Below are 19,778 nucleotides of genomic sequence, written 5' to 3'. Positions count from 1 at the left end.
CCTCCCCGGCCATGTTCTATTTCAACTGACCTCCTCCGACGAGAACCAAACGTCGTTGTAGACGGCAACGGCGCTTGCATCCGGTTCACGCTCGCTCCTGATCCAGATGGATCGGACAGCCGCAAGATCTGCTTCGCTCGGAAGGTTCTTGATCGAAGGCTTCTCGGCCACTCCGGTGCAGGAGATGAAGCCCACATTCATCAGCGAACGGGCACTGAACCCGCCTGCCCGGCGCGTCACGAGGACGGCAGGTCCCCAGCCCTTCTGCGGCTGCCAGGGGAAGATCAGCCGGCCGCCGGGGTTGAGCGCCCGCAGCCACTCCACATCCGGTGCCACAACACCTGCATTCACGTAGATCACATCCGCATTCGGCAACACGCGCCCAAAGGCCGATGTGGCATGAACCGTGACGCTCGGACAAGGCTGGAGATTGCGCTGCGCCTTGGCCGCCAAGTCGGCCTCATACTCGAAAGCCTCGATCCGGCCGCGAGGCTCCACGAGACAAGCCAGAATGGCGGTGTAATAGCCAGTCCCTGCCCCCACGTGAATCACGGTTTCCCCTGGCTGCGGGCCGACAGCATCAATCCAGGCCGCATGGAGAGCCGGCTCTCCATTGTTGATGCCTCGCTGCGCATCAAGGGCGACAAGCACGTTGTCGTAAATGTCGGCGAGATTGCTCGTCACGAGAGCCGAACCCATGCTGATCACGGTCCAGGGCGGATCTGGCAGGAAGGCCTCACGGGCAACCTCAGCGAAGGCCTCCTCGATGCGGGAATTCTCGACGCCAGCCAAGCGGACGATCTGCGCCGCATAGGACGCTCGCGCCTGCTGCGATGCCTCGGGGTTCATGCCGTTCTTCATGTCCTTGCCCCTTTGTTTGAAGAGGCCTCCAAGACGAGAGCGCATGATAAGGTAAATGGCGCTTGTCCAGGAACATGCCAATGGCTTCTCGGCTCCCTACCCCTTTGGGGCTCCTCCTCGTGCTGCCGGTTCTCGGCGGCTGCACCCAGACGGCGGCCCCCGCGATGCCTCCAACGCCTGCGGCATCGGCGGAAATAGCGGAGCCCGGATCAGGGGTTCTCGCAGCAATCGCCGATGCCAAGCGGACCGAAGGCAGGCACCGCATGACATCGGCTGGGCTCAACCTCGCAACCTCGTTCGATCCAACCGGGCTTTCCGGTTACGCGGTTGGCGCAGTGGAGGAAGCCCAGCAGCAGATCGAGGACGAGAAGTATCGTCGGATCGACGAAGAGGTTGAGAAGGCTATCGCTGAAGGTCTTGCCTTGCAGGCGCAGAACGAGAACCCAGAGAGCCAAGGAACAGAAGAAAGACGTCGCAAAGACGCGCGGAGAAAGCCGGCCCATTGAGCATTTCTGCCAGCATGCCTGGGCGTGATCCATGACAATGCTGCTAGGAGACCCTTCGTTCAGAGAGCTCCCATAGGTTAGCCAGGTGCTAAGTAGATGATGCCGTTAACCTTGGGGCACATCCATGATGCTTTCCCGTCTTCCCTCCTTGGGCCTTCTTGCAGTGCTTCCGCTTCTGACAGCCTGCAACCAGACGACAGCCTCTCCTCCGGCCGTGGAGCCGGGCGCCGTGGCGGCTGATCCCGCGGTGGCTTCAGACAGCATGGGCTCTGGTGTGCGCACGGCCTTGGCCGATGCGCAGGCCACTCGGGAGCGGCAGAGTTCTCAGGCAACGGCTCTTGGCGTCATGAGCTTCTTCGATCCCATCGGTGTCACCGACCTTGCCGAACCCATCATGAAGGCGCAGCACCAGCGGGAACTCGAAGAGAAGTACCGCTGGGTCGATGAAGAGGTTCAGAAAACCATAGCCGAGGCCGAGGAGATAAAGGCACGTAGCCGAGTCGGCGCGCATGCTGCCAAACCGCGCAAACGTACGACCGCCGCGGCCGAGTAGCCGACGCCCTACAGCAGGGCCTCCCTTTTACATCCTGAACACGCCGAACTTGGTCTCCGGGACAGGCGCGTTCAGGGCTGCCGAGAAGGCCAGGGCCAGCACGCGGCGGGTTTCCGACGGCAGGATGACGCCGTCATCCCACAGGCGCGCCGTGGCATAGTACGGAGAACCCTCTTCCTCGTACTTGTTGCGGATCGGGGCCTTGAAGGCCTCCTCCTCGTCGGTACTCCAGGATTTGCCTTCCGCCTCGATGTTGTCGCGCCGCACGGTGGCAAGAACGCTCGCCGCCTGCTCGCCGCCCATGACGGAGATGCGGGAGTTCGGCCAGGTGAAGAGGAAGCGCGGGGAATAGGCGCGCCCGCACATCCCGTAATTTCCGGCGCCGAAGGAGCCGCCGACCAGCAGGGTGATCTTCGGCACCTGGGCGCAGGCCACGGCGGTGACGAGTTTGGCCCCGTCCTTGGCGATGCCGCCCGCCTCGTATTGCCGGCCGACCATGAAGCCGGAGATGTTCTGCAGGAACAGGAGCGGGATGCGCCGCTGGCAGGACAGCTCAATGAAATGTGCGCCCTTCTGGGCGCTCTCCGAGAACAGGATGCCGTTGTTGGCGATGATGCCCACCGGCATGCCCCAGAGCCGGGCGAAGCCCGTCACCAGAGTGGTGCCATAGAGGCGCTTGAACTCGTCGAATTCTGAGCCGTCGACGAGACGGGCGATCACCTCGCGGATGTCGTACTGCTTCTTGAGATCGGTCGGCACGATCGCGTCGAGATCGTCGATGGCATATTTCGGCTCCACCGGCTCGGCGATATCGATGTCGATGTGCTTTCGGGTGTTCAGCGTGCGGACGATGCGGCGCACGATGGCGAGCGCATGGACGTCGTCGGTGGCGTAATGATCCGCCACACCCGACTGGCGGGCATGCACGTCGGCGCCGCCGAGGTCCTCCGCTGATACCACCTCGCCCGTGGCCGCTTTCACCAAGGGCGGTCCACCGAGGAAGATGGTGCCCTGACGGCGCACGATGACTGTCTCGTCGGACATGGCCGGCACATAGGCGCCGCCGGCCGTGCAGGAGCCCATGACGCAGGCGATCTGCGGGATGCCCAAGGAGGACAGCGTCGCCTGGTTATAGAAGATGCGGCCGAAATGCTCCCGGTCGGGGAAGACCTCCGTCTGGTGCGGCAGGTTCGCGCCGCCAGAATCCACGAGATAGATGCAGGGCAGACGGTTCTCCCGCGCCACTTCCTGGGCGCGCAGATGCTTCTTCACCGTCATCGGGTAGTAGGTGCCGCCCTTGATGGTCGAATCGTTGCAGACGATCATGACCTCGCGACCTTCGACCCGGCCGATGCCCGTGATGATGCCGGCGCCGTGGATCGCGTCCTCATACATGCCATGAGCTGCGAGGGAGCCGAGTTCCAGGAACGGCGCGCCGGGATCGAGCAGGCGCATCACGCGCTCGCGCGGCAGCAGCTTGCCGCGGGCGAGGTGCCGCTCCCGAGCCTTGGCCGGACCGCCGTCCGACACAGCCTGCCGCTTGGCCTGGAGATCCAGGGCAAGCTCGGCCCAGGCGGCGCGGTTTTCTCGCGCGGCGTCCGAGGTCAGGTCGGCAGAGGTTGCAATGACGGGCACGGCGTCGGTCTCCCTGGTTCTTGGTTCCTGCACGGCTGAGGCCGCAGGGCTTTACCGCTCAGTAGCTAGAACCGGGGAGCTTGCGCAACTGGGATTTGGGAGGTTCAGGCTCAGCCCTTGGCCTGAATGACAGCTTCCCGCCGAATGACGCCCGATCCGCAGCGATAGGCGATGCCGCGCACGAGCGACCAATCCTGCGAGACCTGCTGCAGGTAGAGATGGGTTGCGCCAAGGGCGACGGCCGCCTGCAGCATATCGTCGGTGGCACGGCCGAAGGTGGACCGGCCGAGGGTCACGCCGAAGCCGACATTGACCTGCGCGTGGGTTCCGGGCGTCGTCGGGGTGACCGGGCTTACCTCGCCCAACCGCGTGCAGGCACGCACATCCACCGGCGAATCGACGATCTTCACGAGTTCCGTCGGCTCAGGCCGGTAGGCACAGGCCGAAGCGGCCAGGGCGATGAGGGAGGCAAGGAGGGCACGTTGCATGAAAGTTCCGCCAATGATCAGCCGTTTGCCCCAGCTTAGAGCATGAAGGCGGGTTGAGGAGAAGCCTTGCCATATCTGAGGCCAAAATCCTAGGCGGCGTGGCTCGGGAGCAACGGTGCCTCCACCCGGAGGGTCGGCCCGAAGATCTCCTCGAAGGCCTTTCGCATGACCGCATCGACCTCCGGCAGGGTAACAGGAATGCCGAGATCGACGAGGCTCGTGACCCCGTGCTCGGTGACGCCGCAGGGAACGATGCCCGAGAAATGGGATAGATCCGGCTCCACGTTCAGGCTGATGCCGTGGAAAGTGGCCCAGCGGCGCACCCGAATGCCGATGGCGGCGATCTTGTCCTCGGCACCGTCGCCCCTGTCCGGCCGGCGCACCCAGACCCCCACCCGATCCTCCCGCCGTTCGCCGCGAACGTTGAAATCATCCAACGTCGCAATGATCCAGGCCTCCAGGGCGACCACGTAACGACGCAGGTCCGGCGCACGGCGCTTGAGGTCGAGCATCACATAGGCGACCCGCTGGCCTGGGCCGTGATAGGTGTACTGCCCTCCCCGGCCCGTCTGGTGCACCGGAAAGCGGTCGGGATCCACAAGATCAGCGGCATCGGCCGAAGTGCCGGCGGTGTAGAGCGGCGGATGCTCCAGAAGCCAGACTAACTCGCGAGCTTGGCCCGCCGCAATCGCCTCGGCCCTGGCCTCCATGAAGGCAACAGCCTCGTCGTAGCCGACGAGGCTGTCCGTGATGGCCCATTCCACCGGCTCGGAACCGCTCTCGGCGTGGAACTGAAGGGCCAAGCTGTCTCGCAGGTTCGACACCGATTCACCTTGAATGCTGCAGGATCCAGAACGGCAGACGCCCTGGACTTTGAGAGTGCGCAGAGCAGCTCCTGCACTCCCGGGGATTGTGCGCTTATATAGTGGCTCCAGGGGCTTATCGCCTATCCCCCAAGCCGTCAGCCGGGGCATTCGTACGGCGCAATCGACGCAAGCTCCACGGAAGGGGTTGCAGCGGTCCGATCGTTCTGCTAGAGCGACCACCTCTTCAGGAAAACCTTTCCTGGAACCGAGTTCGCGGTCATGGCGGAATTGGTAGACGCACTACCTTGAGGTGGTAGCGGGGAGACCCGTGGAGGTTCGAGTCCTCTTGACCGCACCAACTTTCAGCACATCTCGTGCTGAAAACATAAAGGCCCCTCACCGGGGCCTTTTTTGTTGACCTCAGCCGCTCCGGCTCTCGAGGCAGGAGTGGCCGACAAGCGATTCTCCGAGAAAGCCTTTGGGCGCATTGCGCTGGCTGGCGCAGGCACCTAAAAGGCCGGCAACCCACCTTCCGAGGACGGCTCATGCAGGAAGTCGACGACAAGACGCTGCTTCCGAACCCCGATGGGTCCGATCCGGTCACGCCGGCGTTCCGGGACGAGGAAGGCGAGCTCAATCCCGAGTTCCTGGCGGCCGCGGCCGATGCTATCGACGCCTCGGATGCCGATCTCCTGCAGCGGCTTGTCGAGGACTTCCACGAATCCGAGATGGGCGATCTGCTTGAGGCGCTGGCGCCCGAGCACCGCCACCGCCTGATCGAGCTTCTCGGCTCCTCCTTCGATTTCGCGGCACTGACCGAGGTGGACGAGGCCGTCCGCGAGGAGATCCTTGAGGAACTCGAGACCGCAACAGTCGCAGAGGGCGTGCGCGAGCTCGATTCCGACGACGCCATCACCATTCTCGAAAGCCTGCCGGAAGACGAGCAGGCTGAGGTTCTCGACCAGCTTCCCGCCATCGAGCGCGTGGCGCTCCAGCGCTCCCTCGACTACCCGGAAGACAGCGCCGGCCGGCGCATGCAGACCGAGTTCATCGCCGTGCCGCCCTTCTGGACGGTGGGGCAGACGATCGACTTCATGCGCGAGACGGAGGATCTGCCGGAGACCTTCTACGAGATCTTCGTCATCGACCCAGCGGCCCACCTGCTCGGCGCGGTGCCCCTGGACAAGCTCCTGCGCTCCAAGCGCCCGGTCACGATCCAGGAGATCATGAACGACGAGCCGGACCGGGTGGAGGCCACGCAGCACCAGGAAGAGGTGGCGCGCCTGTTCGAGCGCTACAATCTCGTCTCCGCCGCTGTGGTCGATGAAGGCGGCCGGCTTGTCGGCACCATCCTGGTCGACGACATCGTGGACGTGCTGGAGGAAGAGGCCGATGCCGACATCAAGCAGCTCGGCGGCGTGAAATCGGACGAAGAGCTCTCCGATACGGTTCTCTACATCCAGAGAAGCCGCTTCCCCTGGCTGTTCGCCAACATGTGCACCGCTCTGGTCGCCTCCAGCATCATCCGGCTCTTTGAGGGCTCGCTGGAAAAGATGGTCGCGCTCGCCATCCTCATGCCCATCGTAGCCTCCATGGGAGGCAATGCGGGCACGCAGACCATGACGGTGGCGGTCCGGGCGCTGGCCACCCGGGAGCTTGGGCGCTCCAATGCCTGGCGCATCATCCGCCGCGAGGGGGCCGTCGGCCTGCTCAACGGCATGGCCTTTGCCGTCATCATGGGTGTCCTGGCCGGGCTCTGGTTCGAATCGCCTGAACTGGGCCTCGTGATCGGCCTCGCCCTCATCACAGTCCTGTTCTTTGCGGCGCTTGGCGGCATCTTCGTGCCTCTTACCCTCAACCGGATGGGCGTCGATCCGGCCGTCTCATCCGGCCCCTTCGTCACCAGCATCACGGACATCGTCGGCTTCTTCGCCTTTTTAGGCATCGCGACCGCCTGGTTTAATCTGTAAGCTTGTTTCGCGCCTGTGTCGTAAGGGCCTGTTAACGCTCTTGCGTCATCCCTGGTGCGGTCCAGTCCCGCGTACAATACAGTTGAACCGATGAAGACTCGCCGCCGCTCCCCCAGCCGTTCCAAGAACTCTGGCCTGACGACGTTCGCTCAGATCGCCCGGTTCAGCGCCCTCGCAGCTGTAGCCCTTGGGCTCGCCTCCTGCGCCATCGCACCGTCGTCGTCCAGCCGCTACCCGGCCAAGAGCGACGCCCGGCCCCATGACGGCGTCGCTACCGCTCACCGGCTGCCGATCCACGGCGTCGACATCTCGAAATGGCAGGGCGATGTGGACTGGGCGTCGCTGCGCCGAGCCGGCACGAAGTTCGCCTTCATCAAGGCGACCGAGGGCGGCGACCACCTCGACAGCAAGTTTCACGAGAACTGGCAGGCGGCCAGGCGAGCGGGTGTCCCGCGCGGCGCCTATCATTTCGTCTACTGGTGCCGCCCGGCTCACGAGCAGGCGGCCTGGTTCAAGAGGAACGTGCCGGCAGAGCCGGACGCCCTCCCGCCGGTGCTCGACGTGGAGTGGAACGGCCAGTCCGTGAACTGCCCGAAGAAGGTTCCGCGCGAGCAGGCCCTCGCCATGATCGACCTGATGCTGCGCGAGATGGAAGCCCATACCGGCAAGCGGCCGATCATCTACACCGACATCACCTTCCACAAGGAGATCCTGGAGGGCGAGTTCAACGACTATCCCTACTGGATCCGCAGCACGGCGGCCGAGCCCCACGTGCGCTACAACAACCGCCGCTGGACCTTCTGGCAGTTCACCACCACGGGCCGGGTGCCCGGCGTGAAGGGCGACGTGGACCGCAACGCCTTCTACGGCACGGACAACCAGTGGCGCATGTTTGTCGCCAGCGCCTGCGACCCGCGCGACCACAACCGCCTCAAGGCGCAGGGCATCTGCCGCGACATGGACGCGGTGCAGACGGCGAGCATCGACGAGTAAACCCTCAGCGAGATTGAGGTTCAGGCTCCCCACGGACCGTGCGGGAGCCGTTTCTTTGTCGGCTCTGGCCAGTGGCGGGTCGGAGTCCAACGCCTCCGCACTTTTCTTGCTGCCTCGGCCTTGATAAGGGCAGCATTGCTGACCAAAATGGTCCGCGACAAAAACCATCCATCGCGTACCCTGCCGGGTCACGAATGGAACGGGGAGGAATCAATGCTGCCGAACGCCGCCAAGGGCTTCAATTTCGATCTCGGCGAGACCGCCGACGCCATCCGCGAGACCGTCGCCAACTTCGCCCAGGAGAAGATCGCGCCGCGCGCCGAGGAGATCGACCGCACCAATCAGTTCCCGCGCGACCTCTGGCCCCAGCTGGGCGAGCTCGGCGTCCACGGAATTACGGTCGAGGAGGAATACGGCGGCGCGGGCCTCGGCTATCTCGAGCACGTGATCGCCATGGAGGAGATCTCCCGCGCTTCGGCCTCGGTCGGCCTCTCCTACGGCGCGCATTCGAACCTCTGCGTGAACCAGATCCGCCGCAATGGCAATGAGGACCAGAAGCGCCGCTACCTGCCGAAGCTGATCTCCGGCGAGCATGTGGGCGCGCTCGCCATGTCCGAGCCGGGCTCCGGCTCCGACGTGGTCTCCATGCGCACCCGCGCCGACAAGCGCGGCGACCGTTACGTGCTCAACGGCAACAAGATGTGGATCACCAATGGGCCCATCGCCGAGACCCTGGTGGTCTATGCCAAGACCGACCCGGAGGCTGGCCCGCGCGGCATGACCGCCTTCCTGATCGAGAAGGGTTTCAAGGGCTTTTCCACGCACCAGAAGCTCGACAAGCTCGGCATGCGCGGTTCGGACACCTGTGAGCTAGTGTTCGAGGATTGCGAGGTGCCGGAGGAGAACGTGCTCGGCCAGGTCGGCCGGGGCGTGAACGTGCTCATGTCGGGCCTTGATTACGAGCGCGCCGTGCTGGCGGCGGGCTCCACGGGCATCATGCAGGCCTGCATGGACGTGGTGTTGCCCTACATTCACGAGCGCAAGCAGTTCGGCCAAGCCATCGGCGAGTTCCAGCTCGTGCAGGGCAAGGTCGCCGACATGTATGTGACCATGAATGCGGCCAAGGCCTATGTCTATGCGGTCGCCAAGGCCTGCGACCGGGGCGAGACGACCCGCGAGGATGCCGCCGGCGCGATCCTGTACGCGGCCGAGAACGCCACCAAGATGGCCCTCGATGCGATCCAGCTGCTGGGTGGCAACGGCTATATCAACGACTACCCGACCGGCCGCCTCCTGCGCGACGCCAAGCTCTACGAGATCGGCGCCGGCACCAGCGAGATCCGCCGCATGCTGATCGGCCGCGAGCTGTTCGCAAAGACCGCCTGATCGGGGCAGCAGTCAAAACTCCACCAGAACGGCCGGGCACAGTCCCGACCGTTTGTGTTGAGACCTTGCCGTGGATGTAACGGCCTTTCCGTGTTTGTAAGACTGTTTACAGTGAGGAACGAATTCACACCCGCGAGACGGCAATGACCTTAAAGCTGTACGCCCACCCCTTCTCCTCATACTGCCAGAAGGTGCTGATCGCGCTGTATGAGAACGACACACCCTTCGAATATCTGACACTTGATGATCAGAAGAACGGTGCCGCACTGGAGGCGCTCTGGCCCATCAAGAAGTTTCCCGTACTGGTCGACGAGGAGCGCTCCATCCTGGAGGCCAGCATCATCACCGAGCATTTGGACCTCCATCATCCGGGACCTGTGCGTCTAATCCCGGAGGATCCGCGCGCCGCTCTCGACATCCGGCTGATGGATCGCTTCTTTGACAACTACATCGCCACGCCGATGCAGAAGATCGTCCTCGATAGGCTCCGTCCGGAGCAGGATCGCGATCCTTATGGCGTCACCGAAGCGCGAGCCATGCTCGACAAGGCTTATGGCTGGCTCGACAGGACGCTGGCGGACCGCCAATGGGCCAATGGTGCTGCCTTCAGCCTTGCCGATTGCGCCGCCGCCACGTCCCTGTTCTATGCCGACTGGGCGCACCCGATGGGTGACAGGTATCCGCGCGTCCGGGACTACCGCCGGAAGCTTCTGGCCCGGCCTTCTTTCGCCCGAGCGGTCGATGAGGCCCGGCCTTACCGTCCATACTTCCCGCTCGGTGCGCCGGACCGCGACTGACGCACGGCAGGAATGCGACCGGGAAGGCCTCGTTTCGGTGGCGCTTCAGGCTCCCGGCCGCTATGAAAGCCTGATCCATATCAGGGAAGAACCCATGACCCTCGACAAAGCCATCGCCGACGCCCTGCGGGCTGCCTCCACCGCGACGCTCACCACCGTGCTGCTGAAAAAAGGCATCCGCCGGTGCTGGATGAAGGGGCCGATGCCGGCCTTCCACGCGTCGGAGAAGATGGTAGGCCGCGCCTTCACCTTGCGCTTTGTGCCGGCCCGCGAGGATCTAGCGACGCCAGAATCCTGGGCCTCACCCATCTCCACCCGCGCGGCCATCGAGGACATGCCGGAGGGCTGCATTGCGGTGATCGATTCCATGGGCGTCACAGATGCCGGCGTGTTCGGCGATATCCTCACGGCCCGCATGAAGAAGCGCGGCGTGGCGGCGCTCGTGACCGATGGCGTGGTGCGCGATGCGGTTGGCGTCGAGGGAACGAACCTTCCGGTGTGGTGTGCCGGCGTGGCCGCCCCTCCCTCGGTTGCGGGTCTGACCTTCGTCGGCTGGCAGGAGCCCATCGGCTGCGGCGGCGTCGCAGTGTTCCCGGATGACGTGATCGTCGCCGACCGCGACGGCGTCGTGGTGATCGCGGCCGCTATGGTGGAAGAGGTCGCCAAGGCTGCTGTGGCGCAGGAACACTACGAGATGTGGGTCATGCGCGAGGTGGAGAAAGGAGTTCCCCTCCCCGGCCTGTATCCGCCCAATGCCGAGACCAAGGCTCGCTACGAGGCCGAGTTGAACAAGTCGTAAGACTTCCGCCAAAACTACAGCCTTCATCCTGAGGAGCAGCCGTGAGGCTGCGTCTCGAAGGAGGATCCAGTGCTCTCTGGAAGCTCCTTCGAGACGCCGCTTACAGCGGCTCCTCAGGATGAGGTTTTGAATGGGAATACTGGTAGCCTCAAAAAACAAGGTCGGCGGGTGTTCTACTACGTCTCGAAAATCGCGTGGTTCTTCACCACGCCATCCAATCTTCTGCTCAGCCTCATTCTGCTAGGGCTGGTTCTGAGCCTGTTCAAGCGGCTGCGCCATCTCGGCATCTGGCTGAGTCTGGTCTTTACGCTGGCGACCATTGCCTTGGGATTGCTGCCCCTTGCCAGCTACATCCTGCTCCCGCTGGAAGAGCGGTTTCCTGCGTTTCGTGATGATGGCGAACCGGTTGACGGGATCATCCTGCTCGGCGGCGCTGTCGAGGCATCTGACTCGAAGACACGCGGCCAAATCGTTTCCAATGAATCGGCAGAGCGCGTGCTCGACACGATCCAGCTCGCCCACCGCTATCCTGCCGCTCGCATCCTGATCTCGGGCGGCGGCGGCACGGTCTTTGGTGACGGCGCAGCGGAGGCGCCGATCATTGCCGCGTACTTCAAGACCATCGGCATCGACCCCAGTCGCATTTTGATCGAGGACCGCTCACGGACGACCGCCGAGAATGCCGTTTACTCGCAGGAGCTCGCAAAGCCCCGCGAGGGCGAGCGCTGGCTCCTGGTGACATCGGCCTGGCACATGCCGCGTGCCGTCGGGGTGTTCGAGAAGGTTGGATTTCTCGTCACACCTTACCCGGTGGATTTCCGCACGTCCGGAGGATCACGCACACACCTCCCCTTTGCCTTCGTCTCGGAAGGCCTACGCCGTCTCGACATCGGCACCAAGGAATGGGCGGGCCTGATCGCCTATTACACGTCCGGTCGCACCGCGCGGCTGTTCCCAGGACCTCAGGATTCCGCAGGCGGCAGCGCGAGCCGGTAGGTGCCGCGGAAATCCTCCGGATCGACGGGCCGCCCTTTGCGGAGGATGACGATGCGCCCTTCCTTCATGAGACGCACGGCCGCTTTTCGGACGGGCTGCATGAGCGGTCCCCATCCGTCGGGCTGGTTGCCGCCGAGAGCTTGCGCGACATCGGCCGGACCGATGGTCTTGCCGGGTCCCCGCTCCTCCAGGAGCGCCAGCATGGTGACTTCCAGCTCTTCCGGTGTCGCGGTTCTAGACATGAGGTTGCCTCAAGGCTGCATCATGGGCGTCGGATAGGAACTGGCGCCGCCACATCACGATTAGCACTCCGGCAGTCGCTGCCATGAACAGGTAGCCGCTCACGAACCACCCGAGATAGGCGAGCGAGAAGAAGAAGGCCCGCTGACCGCGATTGAAGTGCTTGCCGGCAACTGCGTTCATGGCGCCCGCTTGGCGTGCGACCGCGAGCGCCTCCTCGCGGTTGCCATCTGTCAGCACGGGAACGGCCCCGACGATGATCGCCATGTAGTTGAAAAGCCGGTACGACCAGGCGAACTTGAAGAAGGCATAGACGAAGATCACGGCGAGTCCGCCGACCTTCACGTCCCAGGCGATACGCGTCGGCGGCTCGCCGAAAGGCAAATCGGCGAAAAGCGGCAGAACCGCATCGGTCGAGCGCAGGAGAGCCAGCACGCCGCCGATGGCAATGAGCGACGTCGAGGCGAAGAACGCGGTGCCGTTCATGAGAGAGGCGAGGATCGTGGTGTCGACGATGCGGTTCTCGCGCACCACCATCTGCTCCATCCAACGATAGCGGTACTGGTTCATCACCTTGTTGAGGCTCTTCTGCCCAGCCGGCGTGAGCTCGAGGGCGGCATGGTAGCCGAACCACGCGATCAGGAAGAAGGCCAGCGCCGCGTAATCGAGATTGGTGAAGCCCAGCACCCGTGATCCCCCGTTGACTCCGCCGCCGTCATGTCCAGTTTGTACAAAGGCTCATAGGAGCACCGGAACCCGTTATGCCTCAGACCATCACCCGCGGCTACAAGACATTGCTCGACGAGGCCAATGCGAAGATCAGGACCGTGCCTGTTGACGAGGCCGTATCCCTGCACAGCCGCGAGGACGTGGTGTTCGTGGACCTGCGGGATCCACGCGAATTGGAGCGTGAAGGGCGCATTCCCGGCGCGGTGCATTGCCCGCGCGGCATGCTGGAATTCTGGATCGATCCCGAAAGTCCCTACCACAAGCCGGTCTTCGCCCAGGACAAGACCTATCTGTTCTTCTGCGCGGCAGGCTGGCGTTCAGCCCTTTCCGCAGCGACGGCCCAGGACATGGGCCTGCAGCCAGTCGCCCATATGGAAGGCGGCTTCACCGCCTGGAAGAACGCCGGCGGGGCTGTCGAGACCGTGGAGCCGAAGAAGGCCTAAGCCGTTCGCCGGATTTCGAACCGCTCGGCAAGGTCGTGACCCTCTTCGCTGCCCTGGAGAATCTCCACGTTCTCGACGAGGGCGCCGGCGGGTCCCTGATGGCAGGCCTTGAGCATCACCTGAACAAGATCAACCGGGCCTGAGAACACGGCCTCGACCGAGCCGTCCCGCCTGTTCCGCACCCAGCCTTTGAGCCCATGCAGTTCCGCCAGATGCTGCGTCCAGGCGCGAAAGCTCACCCCTTGGACACGGCCATGAATCAGGGCATGGATGGTTCTGCTCTCGGTCATTGTCCCTCATCGGCGGGTATGACGGGCATGGGTGTGGCGCCCGGCAAAGTCTCCTCGGTCTGGACAATGCGCTCCCGGCTCTGGGGATCCACCTTGCGCGGGGCCGCGCCGCCCTCCCTGGGTTCGAGCAAGCCGAGATCGAGCGGGCCGGGCCTCTCACTCTGCCCTCACATGGCGGAACGAATCGTGAGTTCCGGCATTCAAGCTGAACAGTAGTTGTTCAGGTGCATCATGCGTTCGAGGATTGCTGCGATCCTAATCGGTCTTCTCGCTGCGGGCGGCTGCAGCGACTTTCCCAAGGACAATGCAGAAACCCTCAAACAGCTCCGGGCAGGCCGCGAGATGAAGGTGGGCGTGGCCCACAACCCGCCCTGGGTCGTCGTCTCGGACGGACGGATAGACGGGGTCGAGCCCGCCCTCGTCACGCAGTGGGCCCAGAGCCTCGGCACGAAGGCGCGCGTCATCACCGGTCCTGCTGACGCTCTGGTGGAGGCACTCTACAAGCGGGAACTGGATGTCTTGGTTATGGGCCTGACCGACGCGACACCCCATTCCGGCAAGCTCGCCCTGTCCCAACCCTATCTTGAGGTCAAAACCCATATTGGCGTTGCACCGGGGCAGACGCCCCCGGCCGATTGGACCGGGCAACGCATCACTGTCGATCCGGAGCGTCTCGACCTCGTGGCTCAGGTCAGGGAACTGGAAGCCGAGCCCGTGCCCCTGAACGGGAACGGAACGCAAGCTCCGATCATGGCCGGCTACGATTTCGAGCTTGAACGGCGCGGCCTCAAGCCAACGGAGGACGAGCTGTCGACCGAGAGAAGGGTCATGGCCGTCATTCCGGGTGAGAGCGCCCTGCTCCTCTCCCTCGACCAGTTCCTCCAGGCGCAGGACAAGGAGGGTCTCAAGGACAAGGCCATGGAGGCATTGCGATGAGGCCGATCGAGAACTTCGAATTTCCCGAGGACAAACAGGCCCTGTTCAAGCGCGCCCAGCGTCTCGAGGTGATCACCGTCTTCTACATCGCCTCGGCGGCCGTGGCTCTGTACGTCACGATGGGCTCGTCGCAGGCCATGCGGGCGAGCTTCTTCGAGGACGTGATCAGCATCATCCCCGCCATCGTGTTCCTCATCTGCAGCCGCATCGCCCTGTGGCCTCCGAACCGCAACTTTCCTTATGGCTATCATGGCGCCGTTTCCATCGGCTATCTCATCTCGTCGGTCGCACTCGTGGCCATGGGGCTGTTCCTGCTCATCGAGTCTGCCTCGAAGTTCCTGTCGGGCGAGCGCACCACCATCGGCGGCATGCACATCTTCGGAGAGACAATCTGGGCCGGCTGGCCCATGCTGGCGGCCATTGCCTATACGGGCATTCCGAGCGTCATCCTGGGGCACATGAAGCTGAAGCTGGCGCCCAAGATCCACGACAAGATCCTCTATGCGGACGCCAACATGATGAAGGCCGATTGGATGGCGGAAGGCGCCACGGCCATCGGCGTTCTGGGGACGGGGGTCGGCTATTGGTGGCTCGACCCATTGGCTGCGGGCATCATCGCCCTCGACATCCTAAAGGACGGTTTTTCCAATCTCGGCGTCGTCACCGCCGACCTCATGGAGCGGCGGCCGCAAAAGACCGACCGGTCAGGCTATGAGACCCTGCCGGAGGATCTTCGACGGAGAGTCGAGGCTTTGGACTGGGTGAAGGAGGCGGAGGTGCGCCTTCGTGAAAGCGGGCACATCGTTCTCGGCGAGGTCTATGTCGTGCCGAGCCGAACGGACAATCTGCCGGAGCGGGTGGCCAGCGCCATCGATGATGCCAAGGGTATGAACTGGCGTCTGCACGACGTGACCATCTCAGTCGTGCCTCGCCTCAATGACGATGCCTCACCGGCGCCGGATGGGCAGAGCTGAGCTTCCCGGAGCACTCCGGAGCGGGCGAACCTTGGGTTTTTGGGGGGCTGGCGCCGAGGCTAGAGTCTTCGGCAACCGCACGTTCAGGCTCCGGATGTAGTCCTCCGGTAACCCTGCACGTTTTGCTGCCTCGACAACGCCTTCCATGTATCCGGGTAGTGGCGTGCCGGGCTTGGCGCTGCGCCCCACATAGACGATCGCCCGGCGCGGCCCCTGACCCGTCACGACAGGCTGCACGACCTTGGTGTAGAGGCCGGTCGCGAGGCTCTCGTAGCGATCGAGGGCCGGCACGTCGGCCAGCGCCAGATCCCACACCATGCCCCAGACCGACCGCTGAGGGTCGCGGACGACAGTGGCATAGCCCTCGTCGAAGATCATGAACCGGTGCCGCATGAGCCGCCCAATGCCGACCGGCTTCGAGCCCGGGCAGCGCCCGAGCATGGCGGCCTGATCCATGTTGGACCCATAGGCGAAGTAGAGGGGCATCCGTTTTAGCCTGAACCCTTAGGCGAATTCCAGGATCACGGCATCGACCGCGAGGCTGTCGCCTTCCTTGGCGTGGATCTTGGAGATGGTGCCGTCGCGCTCGGCGCGCAACACGTTCTCCATCTTCATCGCCTCGACAATGCAGAGCGGCTCGCCGGCCTTGACCTCCTGGCCCTGAGCCACGCTGACCGCCTTCACAAGGCCGGGCATGGGGCAGAGCAGCTGCTTGCCGGTATCGGCCTCCAGCCGCTCCGGCATCAGAGCAGCGAGTTCAGCCTCGCGCTTGGTGTAGACCTTGACCTCAGCGGAGGCCCCGGCGTGGGAGAGCGCGACGCCGTTGAGGATCGGGCGCACCTGCACGGCAATGGCCTCACCCCCGACGGTGCCGGTCCAGACCGGCTGGCCCGGCGCCCAGTCCGAGACGATCGGCCAGACATTGCCATCGATCACAACCGCAAAGCCGCCGTCGATATCCTCGACGGTCACCTCGTGGCGGTCTTTGCCCAGCATTACCACCCGCTCGCGCTCGAAACGCAAGCTGGCGGCAGGACGCATCTGGCCTGAGATGTGTCGCTTGCGCTCGTTGAGCAGGTGATCGATGGCGGCACCGACCGCTGCCATGCGCAGGGCGACCTCGCCTTCCGGCGCGGGCGCCTTGAACCCCTGCGGGAACTCTTCGGCGATGAAGCCGGTGGAGAGCTTGCCCGACTGCCAGCGCGGGTGCTGCATCAGGGCCGAGAGGAACGGGATGTTGTGGCGAATGCCCTCGATGGCAAAGGCGTCGAGGGCCTGCGCCTGGGCTTGAATCGCCTGGAGGCGGGTCGGCGCATGGGTAACGAGCTTCGCGATCATCGGATCGTAATAGATCGAGATCTCGCCGCCCTCGTACACGCCGGTGTCGTTGCGGACCGTGACGCCATCCTGCTCGCCCTCGTTCGGCGGGCGGTAGGTGACGAGCCGGCCTGTGGAGGGCAGGAAGTTGCGCACCGGGTCTTCGGCGTAGATCCGGCTTTCCACCGACCAGCCGTTGAGCTTCACGTCGGCCTGAGAGAGGCGCAGCTTCTCGCCGGCCGCCACACGGATCATTTCCTCCACGAGGTCGATGCCGGTGATCATCTCGGTAACGGGATGCTCCACCTGAAGGCGGGTGTTCATCTCGAGAAAGTAGAAGGATTTGTCCTGACCTGCCACGAACTCCACCGTGCCGGCAGAGTCGTAGCCCACGGCTTTGGCGAGCGCCACGGCCTGTTCGCCCATCAGGCGGCGGGTCTCTTCGTCGAGGAGCGGTGACGGCGCCTCCTCGATGACCTTCTGGTTGCGGCGCTGGATCGAGCATTCGCGCTCGCCAAGGTAGACCACGTTGCCATGCTTGTCGCCGAGCACCTGGATCTCGATGTGGCGCGGATCGGTAATGAACTTCTCAATGAATACGCGGCTGTCGCCGAACGAGCTTGCCGCCTCCGAGGTAGCGCGAGCAAAGCCCTCGGCCACCTCATCGGAGGAGTAAGCGATGCGCATGCCCTTGCCGCCGCCACCGGCCGAGGCCTTGATCATGACCGGATAGCCGATCTCATTGGCGATGGTCACCGCCTGCTCCGGCCCCTCGATGACGCCGAGATAGCCCGGCACGGTCGAGACCTTGGCGGCGGCCGCCGCCTTCTTCGACTCGATCTTGTCGCCCATGGCCGCAATGGCCCCGGGGTTCGGGCCGATGAACACGATGCCGGCCTCGGCCAGCGCCTTCGGGAAGGCCTCGCGCTCGGACAGGAAGCCGTAGCCCGGATGGACCGCCTGGGCGCCGGTGGCCTTACAGGCTTCGATGATTTTCTCGATCACCAGATAGGACTGGGCCGCCGCCGCTGGGCCGATATGGACGGCCTCGTCGGCCATCTCCACGTGCAGCGCATCCCGGTCGGCATCGGAATAGACCGCCACCGTCTTGATGCCCATCCGCCGGGCGGTCTTGATGACCCGGCACGCGATCTCGCCCCGGTTGGCAATCAGGATCTTGTCGAACATGAACCCTCGAACGCTCCAGCCTACGGCGCATCGTGCGACCCGGAGGGCCGCGTCAGCGAAAAAGTGGCCCCGTTTTTCGCTCAGAACGATGCGCTCACCAAAAAGTTAGCCCCACCTCCGTTACTGCACATCGGTGCCTTGGGGAAGCGGGGCTGGGTCAGCATTTAGCTCTAGAAGCGATGTCAGGCGGCGATCTGGGACAGCCTCGCCTGCTGGCGTCCGCGCATGATGAAGTCGAGGAGTGCCACGTCCACATGCCCGGCCTCGTCCAGGATGGCATAGGCGATGGCCATGGCATTTGGCGACGGCCCGCTGATCTCCAGGAGGGTCGCGAGCCACAGGGCATCGTCGTTGCTGACCGCGCCATGGGGGGCACGCTTCCAGACCACGAAATCGGCCACGAGGCGGGTCAGCGCCGTTCCCCAGCCTTCGACGGCGGTGACGAGACGGTCGAGGGCCAACAGGGATTCGACCTCGAGACGGCTCGTGATTCCCTCAGAGAGGATCTCGCCCTGGAGCATCGCCACGTCATCATCGCAGACATGGCCCCTCTCGAGGAGGCTGTCGATGAAATCGCGAAGTTGATCCTTCAACATCCGTTTTGACTCCCGCCGGCTTTTCTTAACGTCCACGCCGGTTGATCGCTTGTGCGGGATGACATTCACACGTGCGGCAGGGCTAAACCGTTAACGCGACATGCTGAATCGCCGTTGAGGTTAAGCCTTGTTGAGACTCTTTGGTTGCCGGAATCTTGACGGATCGGATTTCCCAACGTTTGCGCGGATTTGCCAGCAGGCCCCTCCGAGCTTTGCATTCCCGCAAGGTCGCCCTTTCCACACTTCATCGCGACCTGGTGGTACTTATTTCCCTGTCAACGCAGCGCAATCCGCGCTTGCCCGTTAAGGAACGCACCCATGCGGCACCACGGCATTCATCACGTCACCGCCATTGCAGGCCCTGCCCGTCGCAACCTCGATTTCTACACCCGCGTGCTCGGCCTGCGCCTCGTCAAGAAGACCGTCAACTTCGACGATCCCGGCACGTACCACCTGTATTTCGGCGACAGCCTCGGCCAGCCCGGCTCGATCCTGACCTTCTTCCCCTGGGAGCACGTGGCGCCAGGACGGAACGGCGTCGGCACCACGCAGGAGACAGCGTTCCGCGTGCCTGAAGGCTCCTTAGGCTTCTGGATGCACCGGTTCATCGAGCAGGGCGTCGAGCACGGCAGCGTGGAGAAGCGCTTTGGGCAGAGCGTGCTGACCTTCAAGGACCCGCACGGCACCAGCCTCTCGCTCGTCGGCATTCCCAATGCCGAGACCGAGGAGGCTTGGAACGTCGACGGCATCCCGGCGGAACATGCGATCCGCGGCCTGGAGGGCGTCACGCTCCTCGTCGACAACGGCGAGCGGACGGGTGCAATTCTGACGGACGTGTTCGGCTTTACCGAGACGGCCCGCGACGGCTCCCTCGTGCGCTACAAGACGGACGCGCACATGGGCAGCACGGTCGACATCCGCTCGGCCGGCGGGTTCCTGCCGGGCCGGATGGGCGGCGGCTCCGTCCATCACGTGGCCTTCCGCGCCAAGGACGATGCCGATCAGGAGGAGATGGTGAGGAAGCTCGCCGAGACCCATGGCCTCCAGACCACGGAGCAGAAGGACCGCAACTATTTCAGGTCCGTCTATTTTCGTGAGCCGGGCGGCATCCTGTTCGAGATCGCCACCGACGAGCCGGGCTTCGCCGCCGACGAGGCGCAGGAGCGTCTCGGTGCCGAGCTGAAGCTTCCGGCATTCCTGGAACCGCGCCGCAGCGACATCGAGGCTCGGCTGCCTGAGTTGGTATGACCTAAAACCCTCTCCCCTTTAGCGGGA

The 19,778-nt window shown here is 64.1% G+C and carries 21 protein-coding genes, 1 tRNA gene and 1 pseudogene; 13 read left to right on the top strand and 10 right to left on the bottom strand.

The features are described 5' to 3' along the window. Positions 1-21 precede the first annotated feature (21 nt). Positions 22-861: a protein-L-isoaspartate O-methyltransferase family protein gene (locus JQC81_RS07960; protein ID WP_246520293.1), complete on the bottom strand. Its 840-nt coding sequence runs from the start codon at positions 859-861 to the stop codon at positions 22-24. Between the two features lie 80 nt (positions 862-941). Between JQC81_RS07960 and JQC81_RS07955 the strand changes: the two genes are divergently transcribed. Together JQC81_RS07955 and JQC81_RS07950 are read left to right on the top strand one after the other, a co-directional pair. Further along, complete coding sequence (locus JQC81_RS07955) at positions 942-1,367, top strand: hypothetical protein (protein ID WP_203271276.1); 426 nt, start codon at positions 942-944, stop codon at positions 1,365-1,367. 124 nt (positions 1,368-1,491) lie between these two features. After that, on the top strand, positions 1,492-1,920 hold the full coding sequence (locus tag JQC81_RS07950; protein WP_203271275.1) for a hypothetical protein: 429 nt from the start codon (positions 1,492-1,494) through the stop codon (positions 1,918-1,920). A gap of 27 nt (positions 1,921-1,947) precedes the next feature. On the opposite strand, the gene JQC81_RS07945 is transcribed toward JQC81_RS07950, so the two are convergent. The 3 genes from JQC81_RS07945 to lipB form a co-directional block, all read right to left on the bottom strand. Next, positions 1,948-3,555 (bottom strand): carboxyl transferase domain-containing protein, encoded by a 1,608-nt coding sequence (locus JQC81_RS07945; RefSeq protein ID WP_203271274.1) that lies wholly within the window; start codon positions 3,553-3,555, stop codon positions 1,948-1,950. Positions 3,556-3,665: 110 nt separating this feature from the next. Further along, positions 3,666-4,043, bottom strand: coding sequence for a hypothetical protein (locus tag JQC81_RS07940; protein ID WP_203271273.1), 378 nt, complete (start codon positions 4,041-4,043; stop codon positions 3,666-3,668). A gap of 89 nt (positions 4,044-4,132) precedes the next feature. Then, positions 4,133-4,867 (bottom strand): lipoyl(octanoyl) transferase LipB, encoded by a 735-nt coding sequence (gene lipB, locus JQC81_RS07935; RefSeq protein ID WP_203271272.1) that lies wholly within the window; start codon positions 4,865-4,867, stop codon positions 4,133-4,135. A gap of 255 nt (positions 4,868-5,122) precedes the next feature. Between lipB and JQC81_RS07930 the strand changes: the two genes are divergently transcribed. The 7 genes from JQC81_RS07930 to JQC81_RS07900 all read left to right on the top strand — a co-directional run bounded on the left by JQC81_RS07930 (position 5,123) and on the right by JQC81_RS07900 (position 11,790). Then, positions 5,123-5,207: transfer RNA gene (locus tag JQC81_RS07930), tRNA-Leu, on the top strand. A 187-nt stretch (positions 5,208-5,394) separates the two neighbouring features. Then, positions 5,395-6,819, top strand: coding sequence for a magnesium transporter (gene mgtE, locus JQC81_RS07925; RefSeq protein ID WP_203271271.1), 1,425 nt, complete (start codon positions 5,395-5,397; stop codon positions 6,817-6,819). 90 nt (positions 6,820-6,909) lie between these two features. After that, complete coding sequence (locus tag JQC81_RS07920; RefSeq protein WP_203271270.1) at positions 6,910-7,812, top strand: glycoside hydrolase family 25 protein; 903 nt, start codon at positions 6,910-6,912, stop codon at positions 7,810-7,812. A gap of 213 nt (positions 7,813-8,025) precedes the next feature. Then, positions 8,026-9,198, top strand: a complete 1,173-nt coding sequence (locus tag JQC81_RS07915) for an isovaleryl-CoA dehydrogenase (RefSeq protein ID WP_203271269.1) — start codon at positions 8,026-8,028, stop codon at positions 9,196-9,198. A gap of 143 nt (positions 9,199-9,341) precedes the next feature. Further along, on the top strand, positions 9,342-9,995 hold the full coding sequence (locus JQC81_RS07910; RefSeq protein ID WP_203271268.1) for a glutathione S-transferase family protein: 654 nt from the start codon (positions 9,342-9,344) through the stop codon (positions 9,993-9,995). Between the two features lie 94 nt (positions 9,996-10,089). After that, positions 10,090-10,794: a ribonuclease activity regulator RraA gene (locus JQC81_RS07905; RefSeq protein WP_203271294.1), complete on the top strand. Its 705-nt coding sequence runs from the start codon at positions 10,090-10,092 to the stop codon at positions 10,792-10,794. Between the two features lie 69 nt (positions 10,795-10,863). Further along, positions 10,864-11,790: a YdcF family protein gene (locus JQC81_RS07900; RefSeq protein WP_312887490.1), complete on the top strand. Its 927-nt coding sequence runs from the start codon at positions 10,864-10,866 to the stop codon at positions 11,788-11,790. On the opposite strand, the gene JQC81_RS07895 is transcribed toward JQC81_RS07900, so the two are convergent. Together JQC81_RS07895 and JQC81_RS07890 are read right to left on the bottom strand one after the other, a co-directional pair. Next, positions 11,757-12,032 carry a DUF3253 domain-containing protein gene (locus tag JQC81_RS07895; RefSeq protein WP_203271267.1) on the bottom strand — a complete coding sequence of 92 codons (276 nt, stop codon included), beginning with the start codon at positions 12,030-12,032 and terminating at the stop codon, positions 11,757-11,759. The two genes, JQC81_RS07900 and JQC81_RS07895, sit on opposite strands and share 34 nt — an antisense overlap. Next, entirely contained in the window at positions 12,025-12,717 is a 693-nt protein-coding gene (locus JQC81_RS07890; protein WP_203271266.1) for a DUF599 domain-containing protein, read from the bottom strand. Before JQC81_RS07890 ends, JQC81_RS07895 begins: the two co-directional genes overlap by 8 nt. Positions 12,718-12,791: 74 nt before the next feature. On the opposite strand from JQC81_RS07890, the gene JQC81_RS07885 reads away from it, so the two are divergent. After that, the gene (locus JQC81_RS07885; protein WP_203271265.1) at positions 12,792-13,202 is read left to right on the top strand and encodes a rhodanese-like domain-containing protein; all 411 of its coding nucleotides are present in this window, start codon (positions 12,792-12,794) and stop codon (positions 13,200-13,202) included. Here JQC81_RS07885 and JQC81_RS07880 read toward each other — a convergent pair. Then, entirely contained in the window at positions 13,199-13,492 is a 294-nt protein-coding gene (locus JQC81_RS07880) for an acylphosphatase (protein WP_203271264.1), read from the bottom strand. The genes JQC81_RS07885 and JQC81_RS07880 overlap by 4 nt on opposite strands. 231 nt (positions 13,493-13,723) lie before the next feature. On the opposite strand from JQC81_RS07880, the gene JQC81_RS07875 reads away from it, so the two are divergent. Both JQC81_RS07875 and JQC81_RS07870 read left to right on the top strand, forming a co-directional pair. After that, a complete protein-coding gene (locus tag JQC81_RS07875) occupies positions 13,724-14,428 on the top strand; it encodes a transporter substrate-binding domain-containing protein (RefSeq protein WP_203271263.1) in 705 nt (234 codons plus the stop codon). After that, on the top strand, positions 14,425-15,402 hold the full coding sequence (locus JQC81_RS07870) for a cation diffusion facilitator family transporter (RefSeq protein WP_203271262.1): 978 nt from the start codon (positions 14,425-14,427) through the stop codon (positions 15,400-15,402). The genes JQC81_RS07875 and JQC81_RS07870 overlap by 4 nt, the downstream gene beginning before the upstream one ends. Positions 15,403-15,486: 84 nt before the next feature. Here JQC81_RS07870 and JQC81_RS07865 read toward each other — a convergent pair. From JQC81_RS07865 to JQC81_RS07855, 3 genes and pseudogenes are all read right to left on the bottom strand, one after another. Further along, positions 15,487-15,888: pseudogene (locus JQC81_RS07865) on the bottom strand (gamma-glutamylcyclotransferase family protein); the annotation flags it as partial. An 18-nt stretch (positions 15,889-15,906) separates the two neighbouring features. Then, entirely contained in the window at positions 15,907-17,907 is a 2,001-nt protein-coding gene (locus JQC81_RS07860) for an acetyl-CoA carboxylase biotin carboxylase subunit (RefSeq protein ID WP_203271260.1), read from the bottom strand. A gap of 182 nt (positions 17,908-18,089) precedes the next feature. Further along, a complete protein-coding gene (locus JQC81_RS07855) occupies positions 18,090-18,503 on the bottom strand; it encodes a hypothetical protein (RefSeq protein ID WP_203271259.1) in 414 nt (137 codons plus the stop codon). A gap of 318 nt (positions 18,504-18,821) precedes the next feature. Here JQC81_RS07855 and JQC81_RS07850 point away from each other — a divergent pair, with 318 nt between their 5' ends. Next, the gene (locus JQC81_RS07850) at positions 18,822-19,751 is read left to right on the top strand and encodes a ring-cleaving dioxygenase (protein ID WP_203271258.1); all 930 of its coding nucleotides are present in this window, start codon (positions 18,822-18,824) and stop codon (positions 19,749-19,751) included. Positions 19,752-19,778 lie beyond the last annotated feature (27 nt).

The sequence above is a fragment of the Microvirga arabica genome, from assembly GCF_016811235.1.
Classification (GTDB): Bacteria; Pseudomonadota; Alphaproteobacteria; order Rhizobiales; family Beijerinckiaceae; genus Microvirga; species Microvirga arabica.
Note: the sequence above shows the minus strand (reverse complement) of the source record. Positions and strands in the feature narration are given on the sequence as shown.